The organism is Micromonospora rifamycinica (assembly GCF_900090265.1).
Taxonomy (GTDB): Bacteria; Actinomycetota; Actinomycetes; order Mycobacteriales; family Micromonosporaceae; genus Micromonospora; species Micromonospora rifamycinica.
Window position 1 is genome coordinate 6,833,933 of the sequence record NZ_LT607752.1, and the last position, 21,153, is coordinate 6,855,085.

Below are 21,153 nucleotides of genomic sequence, written 5' to 3' on the forward strand. Positions count from 1 at the left end.
GTCGGGGCCGTCGGCCGGTCAGCCGGTGAAGGGCAGTACGACGCGGGAGGCGTCGCCGACGCCGAGGGTGGTGGGGGTGCCGCCGATGGCGTTCCACACCTGCACGGTCACCGTCCCGCCGCGGAGGTTGCCGAGGGTGCCGGTGGCCGAGCGCAGCCCCTGGGTCTGCCGGTAGCGCTCGACGCCGGGTACCGGGTCGGTGGCGAAGTAGGCGTACGTCTCGACCCGGTCGGTGGTGCCGTCGCCGGTGAGGTCGTACGACACCCGGGCCTGGACGCCGTCACCGACGGCGGTGCCGGCGTCGACGGCCAGGTCGAAGGTGGTGGCTGCGCCGGTCCAGGTGCCGGTGAGCCCACGTGCGGTGAAGACCCGGGCATTGGTGGGGGTGCCGTCGTGGTTGCCGTTCGCCGCCGCCAGGGTGACCGTGCCGGCGGATCCGGTGGTGCCGGCCAGGGTGCCGTCGGCCTGCAGGTGGCGGGTCGCGTTCCACGGCTGGCCGGGGGGTGCGGTCGGGCTGGCGGTGGCGGTGGGGGTCGGGGTGGCCGTGCCGGTGAACGGGGTGAGGGTCAGGCCGGCGGCGCGCGGATCGCCGTCGTGCACCAGGGACTCCTGGGCGAGCACGTCGTCGAAGGCGAAGCCGTACGCCCGGCCGTCGACCATGTGCTGGTGGATGATCCGGGAGTAGTGGTTGGTCAGCGTGCCCCGGTAGAAGTCGGCGGGGCCGCCGCCGGGCTGCGTGGTGATGGTGTCGAGGGTGGCGCGGTGCAGAGCGGCGCAGAGCGTCCGGGCGATCGGTCCGACCACCTGGTCGTTGGGGGCGGCGAGCGTCCCGTCGCAGTCCCACACGTCGGAGCTGGTGGGCCTGGTGAAGGTGGCGACCTGTCGGCCGGTCGGGTCGGTGAACGTCATCGTGGTGCCGGTGGTACGCCCGAGGTAGCGCACGTCGGGCCGGTCGGTGAACGGGGTCACGGTCAGCGTCCGGGTGGTGTAGGAGCGCCAGGCCGCGTCGATGTACGGGTCGAGGTAGCCGGGGGTGAACCGGCCGGCGTCGACGGCCTTGCCGGGGGAGAGCACCCGCAGCACCGTGCCGTCGGACCGGGTCTGGACGGTGTCGGCCCAGCCGGGCTGGGCGCGGACGGCGTCGATGACGGCCTGTCGGCCGCCGCTGACGAGTTGGCCGGCCCGCCGGGTGGTGCCGCTCGCGCCGGTGACGCTGACCGCGTGCGGGACGGCGAACATGTCGACCTGGGTGCTGTTGAGCCAGAGCCCGGCGTCGTTGTAGGTGAACTCGGACCAGTCGAACAGGATGTCGCGGTTGGGGTCGCCGGCCGCCCATGGGGCGGGCTGGACCAGCCCGTCCGGGGTCAGTGAGAAGCGCAGCTTCTGGCCGAAGGAGAAGTAGACCCGGCCGGAGAGGCCACGGGGAACCCGGAGCGTGACGCTGCCGCCGTTGGCGGGCCCGGCGATCGAGACGTCGGGGGCGGGGGTGGGCGGCTGGCCGCCGGCCGGCCAGGGGGTGAAGACGCCCCCGGCGGTCACGTAGCCGAGCCGGCCGGAGGCGAGGTCGACGCCGAGGAGGTAGAGGTGGACGGCCTCCGCCCGGCCGGTGTTGTTGGTGACCGTCAGCGGCAGGGGGGACGGTCCGACGGCGCGGGTGGGCGCGGTGGTGAGGCCGAGGGTGGTGATGCCGGCGATGGCGATCGCGGCGAGGACGGTGGCCCAGCTTCTGGGGGTACGCAACGACGACTCCTTCGGCCGTGGGCGGCGAGCGGCGGGCGGGTGGTATGTGGCTGATAGACAGGTAGAGAGCGCTCTCTCAGGATGGCCAATACCCTCATGGCTGTCAATGGATAGGGATGGTCCGGGTCACTTCCTCATGTCCATGCAGTAGGCTGTATTAACTTGCATAGACGGTCGGCGGACCGCTAACCTTCTCTGCATAGTCATGCGGAGGTGAGAATGGGTATCCGAACTGCGGTCGCCGGAGCGAGCGGCTACGCCGGGGGCGAGCTGCTGCGCCTGATCGCCGGTCACCCCGAATTCGACCTGGTCACCGCCACCGCGCACCGCCAGGCCGGTGCGCCGGTCAGCGCCGTACACCCGCAGCTCGCGGGGCTGGACCTGGTGTTCGCCGCGACGGACGCGGCCACGCTGGCCGACGCGGACCTGGTCTTCCTGGCCCTGCCGCACGGCGAGTCGGCGGCGCTCGCCGCCGAGCTGCCGGAGTCGGTCCGGGTGGTCGACCTCGGCGCCGACCACCGGCTGCGCGACGCGGACGCCTGGTCCCGCTACTACGGCGGCCCGCACGCCGGGGCGTGGACGTACGGCCTGCCGGAGCTGCCCGGCCAGCGGACCGCGATCGCCGGGGCGACCCGGGTCGCCAACACCGGCTGTTACGCCGTCGCCGTCACCCTGGCCCTCGCGCCGCTGGTCGCCGCCGGTGCGGTCGCACCCGCCGACGTGGTGGTGGTCGCCGCCTCCGGCACCTCCGGGGCCGGGCGGGCCGCCAAGGCGCACCTGCTCGGCAGCGAGGTGATGGGGGACCTGTCGCCCTACAAGGTCGGTGCCCACCAGCACGTCCCGGAGATCAAGCAGGCCACCGGGGCGACCGGCCTGTCGCTGACCCCGGTGCTCGCCCCGATGCCGCGCGGCATCCTCGCCACCGTCACCGCCGTGCCCACCGGCGACGCCGACCCGCGCGCGGTGCTGGCCGCCGCGTACGCCGACGCGCCGTTCGTGCACCTGCTGCCCGAGGGGGCGTGGCCGCACACCGCCGCCACCGCCGGGGCGAACTCCTGCCACCTCCAGGCCACCGTCGACGTCGACTCCGGCCGGGTCATCGTGGTCAGCGCCATCGACAACCTCGGCAAGGGCGCCGCCGGCCAGGCGGTGCAGAACGCCAACCTGATGCTCGGCCTCCCCGAAACCACCGGCCTGCCCCTCTTTGGAGTAACACCGTGAGCGCGAGGAGCGCAGCGCAGCGGAGCCCCGCAGTCGCGAACGAAAGGTCAGTCCAGTGAGTGTCACCGCCCCTCGGGGGTTCCGTGCGGCCGGTGTGCCGGCCGGGTTGAAGAGCGGCGGGGCGGCCGACGTCGCCCTGGTCGTCAACGACGGCCCGGACGCCGGGGTGGCCGGCGTCTTCACCACCAACCGGGTCAAGGCCGCGCCGGTGCGCTGGACCCAGCAGGTCGTCCGGGGTGGCGTGGTCCGGGCCGTGGTGCTCAACTCCGGCGGGGCGAACGCCTGCACCGGCCCGGCCGGTTTCCAGGACACCCACGCCACCGCGGAGCACACCGCCGCCGCGCTCACCGCGTCCAGCCCCCGGCTGCGGCTCGGCGCCGGTGACGTGGCGGTCTGCTCGACCGGGCTGATCGGTGAGCGGCTGCCGATGGACAAGCTGCTGCCCGGGGTGCGTACCGCGATCCGGGCGCTGGCCCGCGACGGTGGCCCGGCCGCCGCCGAGGCGATCATGACGACGGACACCCGGCCGAAGACCACCGTCGCCCGGGGGGCCGGCTGGACGGTGGGTGGGATGGCCAAGGGGGCCGGGATGCTGGCCCCCGGGATGGCCACCATGCTCTGCGTGCTGACCACCGACGCGGTGGCCGGGCCGGAGCTGCTGGACGCCGCGCTGCGGGCCGCCACCCGGGTCACCTTCGACCGGGTGGACTCCGACGGCTGCATGTCGACCAACGACACGGTGCTGCTGCTGTCCAGCGGGGCGTCCGGGGTGGAGCCCGACGAGGCCGAGCTGACCGCGGCCGTCACCGTCGCCTGTCACGACCTGGCGCAGCAGTTGGTGTCCGACGCCGAGGGGGCGACCAAGGAGGTGGCCATCGAGGTGGTCGGTGCCGCCGACGAGGACGACGCGGTCGAGGTGGGCCGTTCGGTGGCCCGCAACAACCTGGTCAAGACCGCGTTGTTCGGCAACGACCCGAACTGGGGCCGGATCCTCGCCGCCGTCGGCACCACCGCCGCCGCGTTCGACCCGGACGCGGTGGACGTCGCGGTCAACGGGATCTGGGTGTGCCGTGCCGGTGCCGGCGCCGAGGACCGGGCCAAGGTCGACCTGACCGGGCGGAACGTCGCCATCCGGATCGACCTGCACGCCGGGTCGGCGGCGGCCACCATCTGGACCAACGACCTGTCCCACGCGTACGTGCACGAGAACTCGGCGTACTCCACATGAACCTCTCCGCGGATCTCTCCCGCGCGCAGGCCAAGGCCGAGACGCTGATCGAGGCGCTGCCCTGGCTGGCCCGGTTCTCCGGCGCGACCGTGGTGGTCAAGTACGGCGGCAACGCGATGGTCGACCCGACCCTGCAACGGGCCTTCGCCGCCGACATGGTGTTCCTCCGGTACGCCGGCCTCAAACCGGTCGTGGTGCACGGCGGCGGCCCGCAGATCTCCGCGATGCTCGGGCGGCTCGGCATCGCCAGCGAGTTCAGGGGCGGCCTGCGGGTCACCACCCCGGAGGCGATGGACGTCGTCCGGATGGTGCTGGTCGGTCAGGTCGGCCGGGAACTGGTCGGCCTGATCAACGCGCACGGCCCGTTCGCCGTCGGCCTGTCCGGCGAGGACGCCGGTCTGTTCACGGCGGTGCGGCGCCCCGCCTGGGTCGACGGCGAGGCGGTCGACGTCGGGCAGGTCGGCGACGTGGAGTCGGTGGACGTCTCGGCGGTGACCGACCTGATCGCCGCCGGCCGGATCCCGGTCATCTCCACGGTCGCGCCGGACGCCGACGGGGTGTTGCACAACCTCAACGCCGACACCGCCGCCGCCGCGCTGGCGATCGCCCTTCAGGCCCGCAAACTGGTGGTCCTGACCGACGTCGCCGGCCTGTACGCCAACTGGCCGGACACCACCAGCCTGATCAGTGAGATCGGCACCGAGGCGCTGGCGACGCTGCTGCCGTCCCTGGAGGCGGGGATGGTGCCCAAGATGGAGGCCTGCCTGCGGGCGGTGCGCGGGGGAGTGCCCGCCGCGCACGTCGTTGACGGCCGGGTCGCCCACTCCACGCTGCTGGAGGTCTTCACCTCCGAGGGGTTCGGCACGATGGTCGTCGACACCCCGGCCGCACCCACCAACGAGGAAGGCACGGTCGGTTCATGAGCACGCTGGTGGAACGCTGGCGCCAGTCCATGATGGACAACTACGGCACGCCGCCGCTGGCGCTGGTCTCCGGCTCCGGCGCGGTCGTCGTCGACGAGGCCGGCCGGGAGTACGTCGACCTGCTCGGCGGCATCGCGGTCAACTCCCTCGGGCACGCCCACCCGGCGGTGGTGGCCGCCGTCTCGACCCAGGTCGCCACCCTCGGCCACGTGTCCAACCTGTTCGTCGCCGAGCCCCCGGTGGCCCTGGCCGAGCTGCTGCTGGCGTTGGCGGGCCGGACCGGCCGGGTGCTGTTCACCAACTCCGGCGCGGAGGCCAACGAGACGGCGTTCAAGCTGTCCCGGCTCACCGGCCGGTCGCACGTGGTGGCCACCGCCGGGGGTTTCCACGGCCGGACCATGGGGGCGCTGGCCCTCACCGGCCAGCCGGCCAAGGCCGACCCGTTCCGCCCGCTGCCCGGCGACGTCGACCATGTGCCGTACGGCGACGTGGCGGCACTGGCGGCGGCCGTCACCGACGCGACCGCGATGGTGGTCCTGGAGCCGGTGCAGGGGGAGAACGGGGTGGTGGTGCCGCCCCCCGGCTACCTGGCCGAGGCCCGGCGGATCACCGCCCGGCACGGCGCGCTGCTGGTGCTCGACGAGGTGCAGACCGGGATGGGCCGTACCGGCTACTGGTTCGCCCACCAGGCCGACGGTGTCGAACCGGACGTCGTCACCCTGGCCAAGGGGCTCGGCGGCGGGCTGCCCATCGGTGCCTGCCTGGCCTTCGGCCGGGCCGCCGAGCTGCTCCGCGCGGGGTCGCACGGCACCACCTTCGGCGGCAACCCGGTGAGCTGCGCCGCCGCCCTCGCGGTGATCTCCACCATCGCCAGCGAGGGGTTGCTCGACCACGTCAAGCGGATCGGCGAGCGGCTGCGGCGGGGGATCGAGGCGCTGGGTCATCCGCTCGTCGCCGAGGTACGCGGTGCCGGGCTGCTGCTGGGCGTCGTGCTCGCCGCCCCGGTCGCCGGCCCGGTGGCCGAGGCGCTGCGGGCGGCGGGTTTCCTGGTCAACCCGGTCCAGCCGGGGGTGATCCGGCTCGCCCCGCCGCTGATCCTCACCGCCGGGCAGGTCGACGCCTTCCTGGCCGCCCTTCCCGCCGCCCTCGACACCCCGGCCGCCGGTGGGCAGCCGCCCGCGCCGGCACCGGCCACGATCCCGCACGCCAGCCCCTCTGACCCGACGGAGACCCACGCATGATCCGGCACCTTCTGGCCGACGACGACCTCACCCCGGCCGAGCAGTCGGCGGTGCTCGACCTGGCCGCGCGGATGAAGGCCGACCGGTTCGGCTACACCCCGCTGGCCGGTCCGCGTGCGGTGGCGGTGCTGTTCGACAAGCAGAGCCTGCGGACCCGGATCTCCTTCGACGCCGGCATCGCCGAACTCGGCGGCCACCCCCTCGTGGTGGACACCCAGGTCACCCACTTCGGCCGGGGCGAGACGCTCGCCGACGCCGGCCGGGTGCTGTCCCGCTACGTCGCCGCCATCGTGCTGCGCACCCACGGCGACGACCGGATCGCCGAGGTCGCCGCGCACGCCACCGTGCCGGTGGTCAACGCGCTCACCGACGGCTACCACCCGTGCCAGCTCCTGGCCGACCTGCTCACCGTCCGCGAGCACTGCGGCGGCACCGCCGGGCGGACCCTGGCGTACGTGGGGGACGCGGCGAACAACCTGTCCCACTCGTACCTGCTGGCCGGGGCGACCGCCGGGATGCACGTCCGGGTCGCCGGGCCGGCCGGGTTCCAGCCCGATCCCGGGGTGCTGGACCGGGCCGGGAAGATCGCCGCCGGCACCGGTGGCTCGGTGCGGGCGCTCGTCGACCCGGTCGAGGCGGTCCGGGACGCCGACGTGGTGGCCACCGACACCTGGACCTCGATGGGTCAGGAGGAGGACGGGCTGGACCGGATCACGCCGTTCCTGCCGTACCAGGTCAACGACGCGCTGCTCGCCCACGCCGGGCCGGACGTCAAGGTGCTGCACTGCCTGCCCGCGCACCGGGGCGAGGAGATCACCGGCGAGGTGCTCGACGGCCCCAACAGCGTGGTTTTCGACCAGGCGGAGAATCGGCTGCACGCCCAGAAGGCGCTGCTGACCTTTCTCCTGGAGGCATCCTCGTCATGACCGCTCCGACCCGCGCCGCCCGGCACGCCCGCATCGTCGAGTTGATCCGGACCAGGGCGATCCGCTCCCAGACCGAGCTGGCCGACCTGCTCGCCGCCGCCGGGGTGCAGGTCACCCAGGCGACCCTCTCCCGTGACCTGGAGGAGCTGGGCGCGGTGAAGGCCCGTGGCGGCGACGGGCGGGCCGGTTACCTGATCCCGGAGGACGGCCACCGGCCGCTGCGGGACGCCGAGGCGGCCCCGGCCCGGCTGGTCCGGCTGCTGCGGGAACTACTCAACGGGGTCGACTCCAGCGGCAACATCGCCGTCCTGCGTACCCCGCCGGGCGCGGCGCACTACCTGGCCAGCGCGTTGGACCGGGCGGGGCTGACCGAGATCGTCGGCACCATCGCCGGCGACGACACCATCCTCGTGGTGGCCCGGGAGACCGACGGCGGGGCAGTGCTCGGCGAGAAGCTCGCCGGCTGGGCCCGGCGCGAGGACAGCGGGGACGGCAACGCCCCGTGAGCCGGCGGGCCACGGGTGGGGCACGAGGAACGGTCCGGTACCGAACCCCGCGGTCGGGGAACGAAAGGTGAGCACTGCCAGAATGAACGCCGTGGACGACAAGAGCCTGACCGAGAACAGCGCCGCGACGAACCGGACGAGTCTGTGGGGTGGCCGGTTCGCCGGCGGTCCCGCCGAGGCTCTCGCGCGGCTGTCGGTGAGCGTCCAGTTCGACTGGCGTCTCGCCCCGTACGACATCGCCGGTTCCCGGGCGCACGCCCGGGTGCTGGCCGGCGCGGGGCTGCTCGACCCCGACGAGCTGGGGCGGATGCTGGCCGCGCTGGACGACCTGGAGGCCGCCTGCGCGTCCGGGCAGTTCCGCCCCACCATCGACGACGAGGACGTGCACACCGCGCTGGAGCGGGGTCTGCTGGAGCGGCTCGGCAGCCTCGGCGGCAAGCTGCGGGCCGGCCGGTCGCGCAACGACCAGGTCGCCACCGACCTGCGGCTCTATCTGCGCGACCACGCCCGGGGGGTGGCCGCCCGGCTGGTCGAGCTGGCCGAGGCCCTGGTCGAGCAGGCGGAACGGCACGTCGACACGGCCGCGCCCGGGATGACCCACCTCCAGCACGCCCAACCGGTCACCTTCGGCCACTGGCTGCTGGCCCACGTCCAGCCGCTGCTGCGGGACCTGGAGCGGCTGCGCGACTGGGACCACCGGACGGCGATCAGCCCGCTCGGCGCGGGGGCGCTGGCCGGGTCGGGGCTGCCGCTGGATCCGGTGGCCGTCTCCAAGGAGCTGGGGTTCCGCACCTCGTTCGCCAACTCGATGGACGCGGTCGCCGACCGGGACTTCGTCGCCGAGTTCCTCTTCGTCACCGCGCTGGTGGGGGTGCACCTGTCCCGCCTCGGCGAGGAGGTGGTGCTCTGGACGTCGCACGAGTTCGGCTGGGTCGAGCTGGACGACGCCTTCGCCACCGGATCGTCGATCATGCCGCAGAAGAAGAACGCGGACATCGCCGAGCTGGCCCGGGGCAAGTCCGGCCGGCTGGTGGGCGGGCTGATGAGCGTGCTCACCATGCTCAAGGGCCTGCCGATGGCCTACGACCGGGACATGCAGGAGGACAAGGAGCCGGCCTTCGACGCGGTGGACACCCTGGAGCTGCTGCTCCCGGCCCTGGCCGGGATGATCTCCACGATGACCGTCCGGGTGGACCGCCTGGTCGCCGCCGCCCCGGTGGGCTTCTCGCTCGCCACCGAGGTCGCCGACTGGCTGGTCCGGCGTAACGTGCCGTTCCGCGACGCGCACGAGATCACCGGCAAGCTGGTGGCGCTCTGCGCGGCCCGGGACTGCGCCCTCGACGAGGTTTCCGACGCCGACCTGGCGGCGGTCAGCGAGCACCTCGACCCGTCGGTGCGTGACGTGCTGTCGGTCCGGTCGGCGCTGGCCGCCCGGATCACCCCCGGCTCCACCGGCCCCGGCCCGGTCGCCGACCAGCTCGCCGCCGCGTCCGACCAGCTCACCGGCTGGCGGGAGTGGGCCGCCGAGCGGGTGGTCCCCCGCTGACCTGACCCGCGCCGGTCGTCCGTCGCCCCTGCTGCCGGGCACGGACGACCTGGCGTGGTCCGGCCGGTGTCAGGTGGGGCGCTCGCGGCGGGGGAGCTTGGCCACCACCGCCTGGTACGAGCCGTCGACCGCGTCGACCAGTTCGTCGTCGGGAATGTCGCCGCCCAGGTCGAGCGCGTTCCAGCCGGAGCGGCCGACGTAGGGCATCGGCCGGGCGTCGGCGGGGAACCGGTGCAGCCACTCGTCGGCGATCTCCCGGGTCGGCCCGCACTTGACGCCGACCCGGGCGGTGCCGTCGGGCGCGCCGAGGAACGCGAAGATCCGGCTGCCCACCTTCACCACCTCGTCGCCCTCCCAGGGCCGGTCCAGCCAGGCACCCGGCTTGCCGAGGCAGTACGCCAGCATCTCCTCGCGCGTCATCGCGTCCTCCCGGTGCGGTGTTGGTCGGCCCAGTCTTCCCGAACCGGACCGCTCCGGCCGGTCGGCCGAGGGTGGTGGTGCCTGTGGCGCGGCCCGACCGGCCCCACCGGCCCGATCGATGCCGGTGCTGTTCCCGCCGGTGCTGCCCCCGTCGCGCCGCCGGTTGCGGTGGGTAAGCGAACATGTCTCGTTACACAGAGCAATGTCTCTGCCGTGACCACCACCGCACCCTTCCTGCCTTTGCTCTGCTGCCCTCCCCGCACCACGATCCTGAACAGGAAGAACGTCGGAGAGGTGGGTGGCGACTCGGCACTGCGGTCATGACGCTGAGTGCCTGTCGCGTCGAGGTCAGCAGAGCAAAGCGTCGGCAGTGGGGGACGGGTGGCGGTCTTCTGACTACTCTCAGTCGCAAATCGCAACGGTGGTGGGAGGGTTGGTCGCCGGCGACCGGGAACAGTGACCACGTCGCCGGCGGACCGCGGGTCAGGCGGTGCGGGCGGCCAGACGTTCGTAGCGTTGCTTGGCCGCTTGCGCGCTGCCCAGGCCGAGCCCGAACGCAATGGCCTGCCAGGTCAGTCCGCGGGCGCGGGCCATCGTCAGCAGTCCCGCCTCCAGGGTGTCGAGTTCGGCGCGCAGGTGCGGCAGGAGGGTCAGCGCAGCGGTGAGGTCCGCGTCGTCGACGGGCTCCTCGTCGTCGTCGCGCTTCGCCCCGCCGGCGGCGAGCGCGGTCACCACCGAGACGGCCTCCCACGGGTCGGCCAGGTACGGATTGGTGTGCCGCTGCCGTCGTGCGTCGGTGTCGGCGTGCCGCGTGCTGATCCGGTGTAGCGCGGCGTAGGTCCGCTCCGCTCGGGCTCGGGCCGCGTCGGGTGCGCTGAAGGCGTCGGTCATGACACCATTTCAGAGCAACAACGTTCCGTTGTCAACGAAACGTTTAAAGACCCGACGGACCCCGACACCGGCCGCCCGGCATGTCGCTGTCGGTTTGCCGATCTTCGTCGTAGGGCGTTACCTGGACCGGTGGACTACCCGTGGTTGCGCGCCCCGGCCGCCGAGGTGGCCGAGACGGCGCGGACGCTGCTCGGCTGGGAACTCGCCGCCGGCGGCGTCCGGATCAGACTGACCGAGGTCGAGGCGTACGCCGGGACCGGCGAGGACCCGGCGTCGCACGCCCACCGTGGACCCACGCCCCGGACCGCCGTGATGTTCGGCCCGGCGGGGCACGCCTACACGTACTTCGTGTTCGGCATGCACTGGTGTCTCAACATCGTCTGTGGTGGGGAGGGGGAGGCGGCGGCTGTCCTGCTGCGGGCCGGGGAGGTGGTCGCCGGCCTGCCGGCGGCCCGCGAGCGCCGGGGGGACGTCGCCGACCGGGACCTGGCCCGAGGGCCGGCCCGGCTGGCCGTCGCGCTCGGCGTCACCGCATCGGCGAACGGCACCTGTGTGCTCGACGGCACCGGACCGCTCCTGCTCGCCCCGCCGGCGACTCCGGTGCCCCGGTCGGCCGTCTCCGCGGGCCCCCGGGTCGGGGTGGCCGCCGCGCACGACGTGCCGTGGCGCTTCTGGATCACTGGCGACCCGACGGTCAGCGCCTACCGCCGGCACACGCCCCGACAACGCACCTGACCCGGGCCTGCGGGTCCGCCGGGGTTCTCCGTGCAGTTCTGTGGGGAGCCGTGGCGTGGGGAGCCGTGGCCTGGGGAGCCCGAGGCGGGACCTCCGTCGCGGGCGGAATTGGTTAGCATTCGCGCTCATCGCGAGGGTGGAGGTAACGGGGATGGACGCACACGACGCCGGAGTGCTGGTCGGCCGGGTGGCCTGCGTGGCCATCCCGCTGGTGGTGATGCTGCTGCTGGCGGCGGTCGTCGTGGTGGCGGTCCAGCTCGGCCGCCGCCGCCCGACCCCACCCCCGACCCGGCCGTGGCCGCCCGCCGACCCGGCCCGCCACGGCCAGCCGCACTCCGGGCAGCCGTCGGCGGCTCCGTCCTACGAGGGCCAGCCGCCGACCGCGGCGTCGCACCAGGGTCCGCCGGTTGCCGGCACGTCGCACGACGGTTCGTCGCCGACTGCCACGTCCCCCGATGGCCCGGTCCAGGCCGGCCCGGCCCACGCAGGTCCGCCGCCTTCCGCGTCGGACCAGGCGGGTTCCGGAGTGCCGAGCGAGGGCGCGGGGCCGGCGGGTCCGACGCCGCCGGGGTGACCGAGGCCACCCCGGGCGCGGGCGGCGGAGGAATAGTTGACTCAGCAACTATGTTGTGCGCGACGTCCGGGTACCACGAACGGCCCCGGGATCTCAGACGCGAGGAGCTGGTCATGCAGTTCGGAGTCTTCACCGTCGGCGATGTCACGGTCGACCCGACCACCGGACGGGAGCCGACCGAGCACGAGCGGATCAAGGCGATGGTGACCATCGCCCTCAAGGCCGAAGAGGTCGGTCTGGACGTCTTCGCCACCGGCGAGCACCACAACCGCCCGTTCGTCCCCTCCTCGCCGACCACCATGCTGGGGCACATCGCGGCCCGCACCGAGCGGCTGCTGCTGTCCACCTCGACCACGCTGATCACCACCAACGACCCGGTGAAGATCGCCGAGGACTACGCCATGCTCCAGCACCTGGCCGACGGCCGGGTGGACCTGATGATGGGGCGCGGCAACACCGGGCCGGTCTACCCGTGGTTCGGGCAGGACATCCGCAACGGCATCCGGCTCGCCATCGAGAACTACGAGCTGCTGCACCGGCTGTGGCGCGAGGACGTGGTCGACTGGCAGGGCAAGTTCCGTACCCCGTTGCAGTCGTTCACCTCGACCCCGCGCCCGCTCGACGACGTGCCGCCGTTCGTCTGGCACGGCTCGATCCGCAGCCCGGAGATCGCCGAGCAGGCCGCGTTCTACGGTGACGGCTTCTTCGCCAACCACATCTTCTGGCCCAAGGAGCACACCCAGCGGATGGTCGGCCTCTACCGGCAGCGCTTCGCCCACTACGGCCACGGCTCGCCCGAGCAGGCCATCGTCGGGCTCGGCGGGCAGGTGTTCATGCGGCGCAACTCGCAGGACGCGGTGCGCGAGTTCCGGCCGTACTTCGACAACGCGCCGGTCTACGGGCACGGGCCGTCGCTGGAGGAGTTCACCCGCGAGACCCCGCTGACCGTGGGCAGCCCGCAGCAGGTCATCGACCGCACCCTCGGCTTCCGGGAGTACGTCGGCGACTACCAGCGGCAGCTGTTCCTGCTCGACCACGCGGGGCTGCCGCTGAAGACGGTGCTGGAGCAGCTCGACCTGCTCGGCGAGGAGGTCGTACCGGTGCTGCGCAGGGAGTTCGACGCGCTGCGCCCGGCGCACGTGCCGGTCGCGCCCACCCACGCGTCGCTGGTCGCCGCCCGCGACGCCGCCGCGTCGGCCACGACGGGTGACACCGGTGACCTGGCCGTTGCGGGCGACGCCGGTGACCTGGCCGCCGCCGGGGCGGAGGGAACCCGGTGACCCGGCGCACCCTGGCCGTGGTGTCGGCGGGGCTGAGCCAGCCGTCGTCCACCCGACTGCTCGCCGACCAGCTCGCCGCGGCCGCCCGCGACGAGCTGGTCCGGCGCGGCGACGAGGTGGAGCTGCGGGTGGTCGAGCTGCGCGACCACGCCCACGACGTGGTGAACAACCTGCTCACCGGCTTCCCGTCGACCGACCTGCGGGCCGCCCTCGACGCGGTGACCGGCGCCGACGGCATCGTCGCCGTCACGCCGATCTTCAACGCGTCGTACAACGGGCTGTTCAAGTCCTTCTTCGACGTGGTGGACGCCCGGGCGCTGGTCGACCGGCCGGTGCTGATCGGCGCGACCGGCGGCACCGCCCGGCACTCGCTGGCCCTGGAGCACGCCGTCCGGCCGATGTTCGGCTACCTGCGCGCGGTGGTGCTGCCGACGTCGGTCTTCGCCGCGCCGGAGGACTGGTCCGGCGGCACCGCCGACGGCGCGCTGCGGGGCCGGATCGACCGTGCCGGCCGGGAGCTGGCCGAGCAGGTCGACCGGCGGCCACCGGCCACCGGCCCGGCCGACCCGTTCGCCCTCACCGCCGACTTCGCCGAACTCCTCGGCGGCGGCCGGGAGGACTGACCCTCGGCGGCGGCCGGGAGGATTGCCCCTCACCGGTACGGGTGGGCCACCAGCACCGGGCAGTGCGCGTGCTGCACCACCGCCTGGCTGACCGAGCCGAGCAGCATCCCGGTGAAGCCGCCCCGGCCCCGGGTGCCGACGACCAGCACCGACGCCGTGCCGCTCGCCTCGATCAGGCCCTGCGCCACCCCGACCGCCCGGACCGGATGCTCCCGCAGCACGACGTCCGGGTGGTCGGCGCGGACCGCCGCGGACGCCTCGGCGAGCAGCCGTACCGCGTGCGCCTGGTACGCGGCGTCGGCCTCCGCCACCTCGTCCGGCACCTCCCGGTCCTGCGGGGCGGGGCCGACGTGCACCAGCACCAGCGGCACGCCCCGCCGGACGGCCTCGGCGGCGGCCTGGTCGGCGGCCACCCCGGCGGCCGGTGAGCCGTCCACGCCCACCAGCACCGGGCCGTCCATCGCGATCGGCTGCGCCTCCGGGCGGACCACCAGCACCGGGCAGTGCGCGTGCGCGGCGACCTGCGCGCCGACCGAGCCGAGCAGCAGCCCGGCGAAGCCGCCGAGACCCCGGCTGCCCACCACCACCAGATCGGCCCGGCGGGACTCCTCGACCAGCGTCGCGCCCGGCCCACCGGCGACCTGGCGCACCTGCACCGCCAGCCCCGTCCACCGGTCGGTCAGCTCGGCGGCGGTCCGCTCCAACATCCCCTGCGCCTCCTCCGACGGCGCCGGCACCCCCAGGTCGTACGGGTTGAGCGGCACGCCGTAGCCGAGCGGGTGCAGGTAGCCGTGCACCAGGTGCAGCGGCGCGGAGCGCAGCACCGCCGCGTGCGCGGCCTGCTCCGCGGCGGCCAGGCTGGTCGGTGAGCCGTCCACGCCCACCACTACCGGTCGGTTCATCAGCGGTCCCTCCGGGGTCGGCTCAGCCCATTGTCGACGTGTCGGCCCGTCTGCGCCGGCAGGTGGCCCGGCCGGGCGTGCCGCCGCCCGCAGGTCCGGGACCAACGGCCCTGCCGCGTCGCCGCCGACCGGAGTGTCATGGAGGTGAGGACGACCGACGAGGAGCTTGCGGACGAAGGGCGCCCCGATGACCCCCCTGGAGATGCTCACCGAGCACCCCTTTCTCGCCGGGCTGCCGCCGCAGTGGCTGCCCCGGCTGACCGGGTACGCCCGGCCGGTGGTCTGGCACCCCGGTCACCGGTTGTTCCGCGCCGGTCAGCCGGCGGAACGGTTCTGGCTGGTCCGGGGCGGCGAGGTGGCATTGGACTTCCCGGTCCCCGCGCGCGGCGACGTCGGTATCGAGTCGATCGGGGCGGGTGGGGTGCTGGGCTGGTCGTGGCTGTTCCCGCCGTACCGCTGGCAGTTCGGTGCGGTGGCCGTCCGGCGGACGCCGACCGTGGAGTTCACCGCCGAGGGGGTGCGCCGGTTGATGGAGTCCGACGACGCCCTGGGCCGGCAGCTCACCACCCGGTTCATGAGCGTGGTGGTGGACCGGCTCCAGGCGTCCCGGGTCCGGCTGCTCGACCTGTACGGCTACCCGACCTCGGCGGCGAGCTGACCGGCGCCCGGGTCGACGCTCCCGTCGGCCCGGACCGCCGTGCCGGCGTCGGGGCGGTCCGGGGAGCGGTGACCAGTCCGGCGGGTTGGACGAAGACCGTCCGGCGGGCCACCGCCTCGTCCCGGGCGTCGAGCCGGTAGCCGTCGAGCCAGACCCAGCCGTCGTACGTCGGCCAGTCGAGCACGCGGATCACCCGGAACCGGACCGGCCTGAGGAACTGGACGCTGGCCGCCCGGGTCAGCAGGAGCAGGTCGCCCGCCCTCGGCAGGGGCGCGCTCATCGCCGACCGAACACGCTGCGGTACCTGCGCCAAGCCCTGATCCGGGTGCGGGCGGCCTCCACCACCGGGCAGAAGCCGCTGCCGGTGCACTTGTCGCACCGCCGGTCGCGGTGATGGTCCAGGCAGCGCCAGGCCAACTCGATCAGGTACGGCAGCTCGCGGTGTCCCTGCATTGCGCCTCCCGGGGGTGTCGGGTCGTCGCGGCACCCCGCCCCGCCGAGCCCAGCTCCACCAGGGCGGGGGTGCCGCGTCACCGATTCCACACCCTCAGCCACTGCCGTGTCAACATTGACGCGTCTATGCTGCCGCGCTTGCGTTATCGTGCTGATGTGAAGGCGACTGTATTATCGTGTTAATATGATCGTGTCAACTGCGGCACGCGCGCACTGGTCTAGCTTGCTGGCATGACTGATGAGGTGCCGGGGCCACTCGTCGCCGCAGGCGAAATCCTGAAGATGCTGAATGTCAGCCGGTCACGGTTCCGGGCCATCGCGCTGCATCCGAACTTTCCACGCCCGTTCCAGACGTTGTCGGTCGGCTCGGTGTGGCTGCGGTCCGATGTCGAGGCGTACATCCGGGAACACCGTCGGCCCAGGCCGTCGGCCGACGAGGACGAGCAGGGCTGACCGGCTTCGCCCGTCCGGTGGCCGGCGTCAGGTGACGGTCAGGCCGCGTGCGGCGAACTGGCCCCGGACCCGGGCCACCAGCTCCGGGGTGGGCGGTTCCGTCTGCGCGAGGGGGAAGGTGAGCCCCAGCTCGGCGTACTTGTGCGCGCCGAGGCGGTGGAACGGCAGCACCTCGACCCGCTGCACGGTGTCCAGCCCGGCGGCGAAGTCCGCGATCCCGGCCACGTTCTCCTCGGCGTCGGTGAGACCGGGCACCAGCACGAACCGTACCCAGATCGGGGTGCCCCGGTCGGCGAGCCGGCGGCCGAAGCGCAACGTCGGGGTGACCGACCCGGTGCGGGTGACCCGCCGGTAGGTCGCCGGATCCCACGACTTGACGTCCAGCAGCACCAGGTCGGTGGCGTCGAGCAGGGCGTCGTCGGCGCGGACGCCGAGGAAACCGGAGGTGTCCAGCGCGGTGTGCAGGCCCAGGTCGTGGCAGCGGCGCAGCACCTCGCCGGTGAACCGGGGCTGCATCAGCGGCTCGCCGCCGCTGATCGTCACCCCGCCGCCGGCCACCGCGATGAACCGCCGGTACGGCTCGATCTCCGCCATCAGCTCGTCGGCCGTGCGGTGCCGGCCGCTGCGCCGGTACCAGGTGTCCGGGCTGTGGCAGTACCGGCAGCGCAGCGGGCAGCCGGCGAGGAAGGCCACGAACCGGGTGCCCGGCCCGTCCACCCCCACCGACACGTCCCACGAGTGCACCGCCCCGGTCGGCACGCCGTCGCCCCGCCCGGTGGCGGTGGCGACGGCGTCGCGCGGCCGGACGTTCACAGCGACCCGTGGAAGGTCCGGGACACCACGTCCTCCTGCTGCTCCCGGGTGAGCCGGACGAAGTTCACCGCGTACCCGGACACCCGCACGGTGAGCTGCGGGTAGCGCTCCGGGTGCGCCATCGCGTCGACCAGGGTGGCCCGGTCCAGCACGTTGACGTTGAGGTGGAACCCGCCGGCGTCGGTGTAGCCGTCGAGCACCCCGGCCAGGTTGTCGATCCGCTCGTCGCGGGTGTGACCCAGCCCGTCCGGGGTCACCGTCGAGGTCAGCGAGATGCCGTCGCGGGCCGCGTCGTACGGCAGCTTCGCCACCGACAGCGCGGCGGCCACCAGCCCGTGGGTGTCCCGGCCGTTCATCGGGTTCGCACCCGGGGCGAACGGCTCACCGGCCCGCCGGCCGTCCGGGGTGTTGCCGGTGTGCCTGCCGTACACCACGTTGGAGGTGATGGTCAGCACCGACATGGTCAGCTCCGCGTCGCGGTAGGTGCGCTGCCGGCGCAGCTTCGCCGCGAACGTCTCGGTCAGCCACACCGCGATGGCGTCGGCCCGCTCGTCGTTGTTGCCGTACGTCGGCGGTTCCCCCTCGACCACGTAGTCGATCGCCAGGCCGGTGTCGTCGCGCAGCACCTTCACCGTGCCGTAGCGGATCGCGGCGAGGCTGTCCACCGCCACCGACAGCCCGGCGATGCCGGTGGCCATGAACCGGTGCACCGGGTGGTCGTGCAGGGCCATCTCCAGCCGCTCGTAGGCGTACCGGTCGTGCTGGTGGTGGATCACGTTCAACGCGTCCACGTACGTCTCGGCCAGCCAGTCCAGGGTGCGCTCGTACGCCGCCAGCACCTCCGCGTAGTCGAGGCTCTCCCCGCCGACCGGGGCGGTGGCCGGGGCGACCTGCTCGCCGGTGATCTCGTCGCGCCCGCCGTTGATCGCGTACAGCAGCGCCTTGGCGAGGTTGGCCCGCGCGCCGAAGAACTGCATGTCCCGGCCCACCCGCATGGCCGACACGCAGCAGGCGATCGCCGTGTCGTCGTCGTACGCCGGGCGGATCAGGTCGTCGTTCTCGTACTGGATGGCGCTGGTGTCCAGCGACACCTGGGCGCAGAACCGCTTGAACCCGACCGGCAGCCGGGGCGACCAGAGCACGGTCAGGTTCGGCTCCGGCGCGGGACCGAGGTTGTAGAGGGTCTGCAGGTAGCGGAAGCTGGTCCGGGTGACCAGCGGCCGACCGTCGACGCCCATCCCGCCCAGCGCCTCGGTCACCCAGGTCGGGTCGCCGGAGAAGAGCTGGTCGTACTCGGGGGTGCGCAGGAACCTGACGATCCGCAGCTTGATCACGAAGTCGTCGACCAGCTCCTGGGCCTCGATCTCGGTCAGCCGCCCCTCGGCGAGGTCCCGCCGCAGGTAGACGTCGACGAACCCGGCGGTACGCCCCAGCGACATCGCCGCACCGTTCTGCTCCTTGGTGGCGGCCAGGTAGGCGAAGTAGAGCCACTGGATCGCCTCCCGACCGGTGGTCGCCGGACCGGAGATGTCGTAGCCGTACCCCGCCGCCATCTGCGCCAGCTCACCGAGCGCCCGGATCTGCTCGGCCAGCTCCTCCCGGTCCCGGATCACCTCGTCGGTCGACGGCCGGTCGTCCAGCGCCGCCTTCAGCGCCCTCCGCTCGGCGACCAGCCGGTCCACCCCGTACAGCGCCACCCGCCGGTAGTCGCCGATGATCCGCCCCCGCCCGTAGGCGTCGGGCAGCCCGGTGATGACGTGCGAGCGGCGCGCGGCGAGCACGTCGGCCGGGTACGCGTCGAACACCGCGTCGTTGTGCGTCCTGCGGTACGTGGTGAAGATCCGGTGCACCTGCGGGTCGGCGGCGAAGCCGTACGCCTGCAACGCGGTCTCCACCATCCGCAGCCCGCCGGCCGGCATGATCGCCCGGCGCAGCGGCGCGTCGGTCTGCAACCCGACGATCAGCTCCCGCTCCCGGTCGATGTACCCGGGGGCGTGCGCGGTGATGGTGGACGGGGTGGCCGCGTCGACGTCGTACACGCCGCGGCGGCGCTCCTCGACGAACATCGCCCGCAGCGTCCCCCAGACCTCCAGGGTGCGGCAGGTCGGCCCGGTGAGGAACGACGCGTCCCCGGTGTACGGCTCGTGGTTGTCCCGGACGAAGGCGGCCACGTCGACGGTGTCCCGCCAGGCGTCGCCGGTGAAGCCGCGCCACGGGTCGAGATGTGCGGTGCCGGTCATGATCGGTCCTTCCGCGCTGGTCGGGTCCGGCGGCCTGGGTCGCCGGGGTGTCGCTCCTGCACCATCAGCCTCGTCGGGCCGGGTCGTCCCGGGCAGAGGCGCAGGACCGTCCCCGCCCGGGACCAAAGACCCCGGCGGCCGGTCAGCGCTGCACGACGAGCCGTCGGGCGCGCAGCAGCCGCGCCCACCACGGCCGGGGCGTCGCCGGCCGCAGCGCGGGCACCCGCGCGCCGCGCAGGCTGACCCAGCCCCCCGGCCCCATGGTCACCGCGCCGATCGCCGGTGGCCGGCGTCGCGCCACCACCGCCACCCCGGCGGTGACCAGGGCGACGACGGTGACGCCGGCCGCCGCGGCGAGCACCCGGTCCGGGGCGGGCAGCGCCCGGTACCGGCTGTCGCCGGTCGGGCCGGTCCCCTCGTTGGTAGCAACCCCCGGAGGGCCACCGGCAGGGCCGGACGGTACGCCGACCGGGCCACAGGTCCCGAGGTCGGCGGCGTCGGCTGCGTATCCTCCGGCGGTGACCGCCGACCTGCTCCTGCGCCCGGTGCGCGACGACGACCTGCCGCACTTCTTCGCCCACGAGCAGGACCCGGAGGCGGCCTGGATGGCCGCCTTCGGCCCGGCCGACCCGGCCGACCGGGCCGCCTTCGACGCGCACTGGGCGCGGCTCCGCGCCGACCCCCGGATCGTGAACCGCACGGTGGTCGTCGACGGGACGGTGGTCGGCCGGGTGGCGGCCTTCCCGGTGGGCGGACACACCGAGGTCAGCTACTGGATCGACCCGCGCCGCTGGGGGCGCGGGTACGCCACCGCCGCGCTGTCGGCGCTGCTGCGCGAGCTGCCGCGGCGGCCGGTGCGCGCCCGTGCCGCGAAGGACAACCGGGCCTCCCTGGCGGTGCTGCGCAAGTGCGGCTTCGTCGTCGTCGGCGAGGACTCGGGGTACGCCGAGGGTCGGGGCCGGCAGGTCGAGGAGTGGCTGCTGGAGTTGCCCGCCGCCCCGGCTGACCAGGGCGGGCACTAGTCTCGCGGGGTGAACTGGCTGGAACTCCTCGGCTGGGCCGGCTCCGCGCTGCTGGTCTGGTCGCTGCTACAGACACGCCTGCTGCGGCTGCGCGCCCTCAACCTGGTCGGCTGCCTGATCCTGATCGGCTACAACGCCGCCGTGCAGGTCTGGCCGATGGTCGGCCTCAACGTGGTGCTCGCCGTGATCAACGTGTGGTACCTGCGGTCGATGCTGGCCACCCGGCACGACGCGCAGACCTACCAGGTGGTCGAGGTGGGCGTCGACGACCAGTTCCTGGCCCACACGCTGCGGGTGCACGCCGCCGACATCGCCCGGTTCAACCCCGGCTTCCGCCCACCGCCGGCCGGCACGGACCGGTCGGCGTTCCTGGTGCTGCGGGCCGACGAGGTGGTCGGGGTGGTGCTGTCGCACGCCGAGCCGGGCGGGACCGCCCAGATCGACCTGGACTACGTCACCCCACGCTTCCGTGACCTCACCCCCGGCGAGTTCGTCTACCGCCGCAGCAGCCTCTTCACCGACCGGGGGTTCCGCCGGGTGGTCAGCCCGCCCGGCATGGTCACCCCCTACTACCACCGGCTCGGCTTCCGCCCCGACGGCGACACGTACGTCCTCGACCTGCCCCCGGCCCCCGGCGGAGGCTGATCGTGGCCGTGGGGAGGGTTCGCGGACCGCTCGGTGGGGCACAGACTGGGCTACGCCGGACGGGTCCTCCGCCCGGCGGCGTCGGCGGTGTCGCCGTCGCCCACCGCCTGAGG

24 protein-coding genes are annotated in these 21,153 nt (G+C 73.8%); 15 read left to right on the plus strand and 9 right to left on the minus strand.

The annotated features are described in order from the left end of the window. Window positions 1–18: 18 nt before the first annotated feature. Window positions 19–1,740 carry a beta-1,3-glucanase family protein gene (locus GA0070623_RS28995; RefSeq protein WP_067305158.1) on the minus strand — a complete coding sequence of 574 codons (1,722 nt, stop codon included), beginning with the start codon at window positions 1,738–1,740 and terminating at the stop codon, window positions 19–21. A gap of 219 nt (window positions 1,741–1,959) precedes the next feature. Between GA0070623_RS28995 and argC the strand changes: the two genes are divergently transcribed. The 7 genes from argC to argH all read left to right on the plus strand — a co-directional run bounded on the left by argC (window position 1,960) and on the right by argH (window position 9,331). Then, entirely contained in the window at window positions 1,960–2,961 is a 1,002-nt protein-coding gene (gene argC, locus GA0070623_RS29000) for an N-acetyl-gamma-glutamyl-phosphate reductase (RefSeq protein ID WP_067305162.1), read from the plus strand. Between the two features lie 55 nt (window positions 2,962–3,016). Then, window positions 3,017–4,189 (plus strand): bifunctional glutamate N-acetyltransferase/amino-acid acetyltransferase ArgJ, encoded by a 1,173-nt coding sequence (gene argJ / locus GA0070623_RS29005; protein ID WP_067305166.1) that lies wholly within the window; start codon window positions 3,017–3,019, stop codon window positions 4,187–4,189. Further along, a complete protein-coding gene (gene argB, locus GA0070623_RS29010; protein ID WP_067305169.1) occupies window positions 4,186–5,112 on the plus strand; it encodes an acetylglutamate kinase in 927 nt (308 codons plus the stop codon). The genes argJ and argB overlap by 4 nt, the downstream gene beginning before the upstream one ends. After that, window positions 5,109–6,353: an acetylornithine transaminase gene (locus GA0070623_RS29015; RefSeq protein ID WP_067305172.1), complete on the plus strand. Its 1,245-nt coding sequence runs from the start codon at window positions 5,109–5,111 to the stop codon at window positions 6,351–6,353. Before argB ends, GA0070623_RS29015 begins: the two co-directional genes overlap by 4 nt. Beyond that, window positions 6,350–7,279 carry an ornithine carbamoyltransferase gene (gene argF, locus GA0070623_RS29020; protein ID WP_067305176.1) on the plus strand — a complete coding sequence of 310 codons (930 nt, stop codon included), beginning with the start codon at window positions 6,350–6,352 and terminating at the stop codon, window positions 7,277–7,279. The genes GA0070623_RS29015 and argF overlap by 4 nt, the downstream gene beginning before the upstream one ends. Then, window positions 7,276–7,785: an arginine repressor gene (locus GA0070623_RS29025; RefSeq protein ID WP_067305179.1), complete on the plus strand. Its 510-nt coding sequence runs from the start codon at window positions 7,276–7,278 to the stop codon at window positions 7,783–7,785. Before argF ends, GA0070623_RS29025 begins: the two co-directional genes overlap by 4 nt. A gap of 82 nt (window positions 7,786–7,867) precedes the next feature. Beyond that, complete coding sequence (gene argH / locus GA0070623_RS29030; RefSeq protein ID WP_067305182.1) at window positions 7,868–9,331, plus strand: argininosuccinate lyase; 1,464 nt, start codon at window positions 7,868–7,870, stop codon at window positions 9,329–9,331. Between the two features lie 69 nt (window positions 9,332–9,400). Here argH and GA0070623_RS29035 read toward each other — a convergent pair whose 3' ends face one another. Both GA0070623_RS29035 and GA0070623_RS29040 read right to left on the minus strand, forming a co-directional pair. Continuing rightward, window positions 9,401–9,751 carry an MmcQ/YjbR family DNA-binding protein gene (locus GA0070623_RS29035; RefSeq protein WP_067305185.1) on the minus strand — a complete coding sequence of 117 codons (351 nt, stop codon included), beginning with the start codon at window positions 9,749–9,751 and terminating at the stop codon, window positions 9,401–9,403. Between the two features lie 483 nt (window positions 9,752–10,234). Then, entirely contained in the window at window positions 10,235–10,642 is a 408-nt protein-coding gene (locus tag GA0070623_RS29040; RefSeq protein WP_067305189.1) for a DNA-binding protein, read from the minus strand. 129 nt (window positions 10,643–10,771) lie between these two features. Here GA0070623_RS29040 and GA0070623_RS29045 point away from each other — a divergent pair, with 129 nt between their 5' ends. From GA0070623_RS29045 to GA0070623_RS29060, 4 genes are all read left to right on the plus strand, one after another. Beyond that, entirely contained in the window at window positions 10,772–11,377 is a 606-nt protein-coding gene (locus GA0070623_RS29045) for a DNA-3-methyladenine glycosylase (RefSeq protein WP_067305192.1), read from the plus strand. A gap of 151 nt (window positions 11,378–11,528) precedes the next feature. Then, window positions 11,529–11,951, plus strand: coding sequence for a hypothetical protein (locus GA0070623_RS29050; RefSeq protein WP_067305194.1), 423 nt, complete (start codon window positions 11,529–11,531; stop codon window positions 11,949–11,951). Window positions 11,952–12,064: 113 nt separating this feature from the next. Then, window positions 12,065–13,231 (plus strand): LLM class flavin-dependent oxidoreductase, encoded by a 1,167-nt coding sequence (locus GA0070623_RS29055; protein ID WP_084261173.1) that lies wholly within the window; start codon window positions 12,065–12,067, stop codon window positions 13,229–13,231. After that, window positions 13,228–13,854 carry an FMN reductase gene (locus GA0070623_RS29060; RefSeq protein ID WP_067305197.1) on the plus strand — a complete coding sequence of 209 codons (627 nt, stop codon included), beginning with the start codon at window positions 13,228–13,230 and terminating at the stop codon, window positions 13,852–13,854. The genes GA0070623_RS29055 and GA0070623_RS29060 overlap by 4 nt, the downstream gene beginning before the upstream one ends. A 29-nt stretch (window positions 13,855–13,883) precedes the next feature. Here GA0070623_RS29060 and GA0070623_RS29065 read toward each other — a convergent pair whose 3' ends face one another. Beyond that, window positions 13,884–14,756, minus strand: a complete 873-nt coding sequence (locus tag GA0070623_RS29065; RefSeq protein WP_067305201.1) for a universal stress protein — start codon at window positions 14,754–14,756, stop codon at window positions 13,884–13,886. Between the two features lie 187 nt (window positions 14,757–14,943). On the opposite strand from GA0070623_RS29065, the gene GA0070623_RS29070 reads away from it, so the two are divergent. After that, complete coding sequence (locus tag GA0070623_RS29070; RefSeq protein WP_067305204.1) at window positions 14,944–15,414, plus strand: cyclic nucleotide-binding domain-containing protein; 471 nt, start codon at window positions 14,944–14,946, stop codon at window positions 15,412–15,414. On the opposite strand, the gene GA0070623_RS31595 is transcribed toward GA0070623_RS29070, so the two are convergent. Next, the gene (locus GA0070623_RS31595; protein ID WP_331715195.1) at window positions 15,329–15,694 is read right to left on the minus strand and encodes a hypothetical protein; all 366 of its coding nucleotides are present in this window, start codon (window positions 15,692–15,694) and stop codon (window positions 15,329–15,331) included. The two genes, GA0070623_RS29070 and GA0070623_RS31595, sit on opposite strands and share 86 nt — an antisense overlap. Beyond that, on the minus strand, window positions 15,691–15,867 hold the full coding sequence (locus tag GA0070623_RS30225; protein ID WP_157517493.1) for a hypothetical protein: 177 nt from the start codon (window positions 15,865–15,867) through the stop codon (window positions 15,691–15,693). Before GA0070623_RS30225 ends, GA0070623_RS31595 begins: the two co-directional genes overlap by 4 nt. Before the next feature lie 231 nt (window positions 15,868–16,098). Here GA0070623_RS30225 and GA0070623_RS29080 point away from each other — a divergent pair, with 231 nt between their 5' ends. Beyond that, entirely contained in the window at window positions 16,099–16,320 is a 222-nt protein-coding gene (locus tag GA0070623_RS29080; protein ID WP_084261174.1) for a helix-turn-helix transcriptional regulator, read from the plus strand. 27 nt (window positions 16,321–16,347) lie between these two features. On the opposite strand, the gene pflA is transcribed toward GA0070623_RS29080, so the two are convergent. The 3 genes from pflA to GA0070623_RS30660 all read right to left on the minus strand — a co-directional run bounded on the left by pflA (window position 16,348) and on the right by GA0070623_RS30660 (window position 19,734). Continuing rightward, window positions 16,348–17,133, minus strand: coding sequence for a pyruvate formate-lyase-activating protein (pflA, locus tag GA0070623_RS29085; protein ID WP_084261175.1), 786 nt, complete (start codon window positions 17,131–17,133; stop codon window positions 16,348–16,350). Beyond that, the gene (gene pflB, locus GA0070623_RS29090; protein ID WP_067305208.1) at window positions 17,130–19,373 is read right to left on the minus strand and encodes a formate C-acetyltransferase; all 2,244 of its coding nucleotides are present in this window, start codon (window positions 19,371–19,373) and stop codon (window positions 17,130–17,132) included. The genes pflA and pflB overlap by 4 nt, the downstream gene beginning before the upstream one ends. Before the next feature lie 142 nt (window positions 19,374–19,515). Continuing rightward, window positions 19,516–19,734: a hypothetical protein gene (locus tag GA0070623_RS30660; protein ID WP_197700017.1), complete on the minus strand. Its 219-nt coding sequence runs from the start codon at window positions 19,732–19,734 to the stop codon at window positions 19,516–19,518. A 157-nt stretch (window positions 19,735–19,891) separates the two neighbouring features. On the opposite strand from GA0070623_RS30660, the gene GA0070623_RS29100 reads away from it, so the two are divergent. After that, window positions 19,892–20,395, plus strand: coding sequence for a GNAT family N-acetyltransferase (locus tag GA0070623_RS29100; RefSeq protein WP_067305211.1), 504 nt, complete (start codon window positions 19,892–19,894; stop codon window positions 20,393–20,395). Window positions 20,396–20,404: 9 nt separating this feature from the next. Continuing rightward, complete coding sequence (locus GA0070623_RS29105) at window positions 20,405–21,040, plus strand: hypothetical protein (protein ID WP_067305214.1); 636 nt, start codon at window positions 20,405–20,407, stop codon at window positions 21,038–21,040. The last annotated feature ends 113 nt before the right edge of the window (window positions 21,041–21,153 follow it).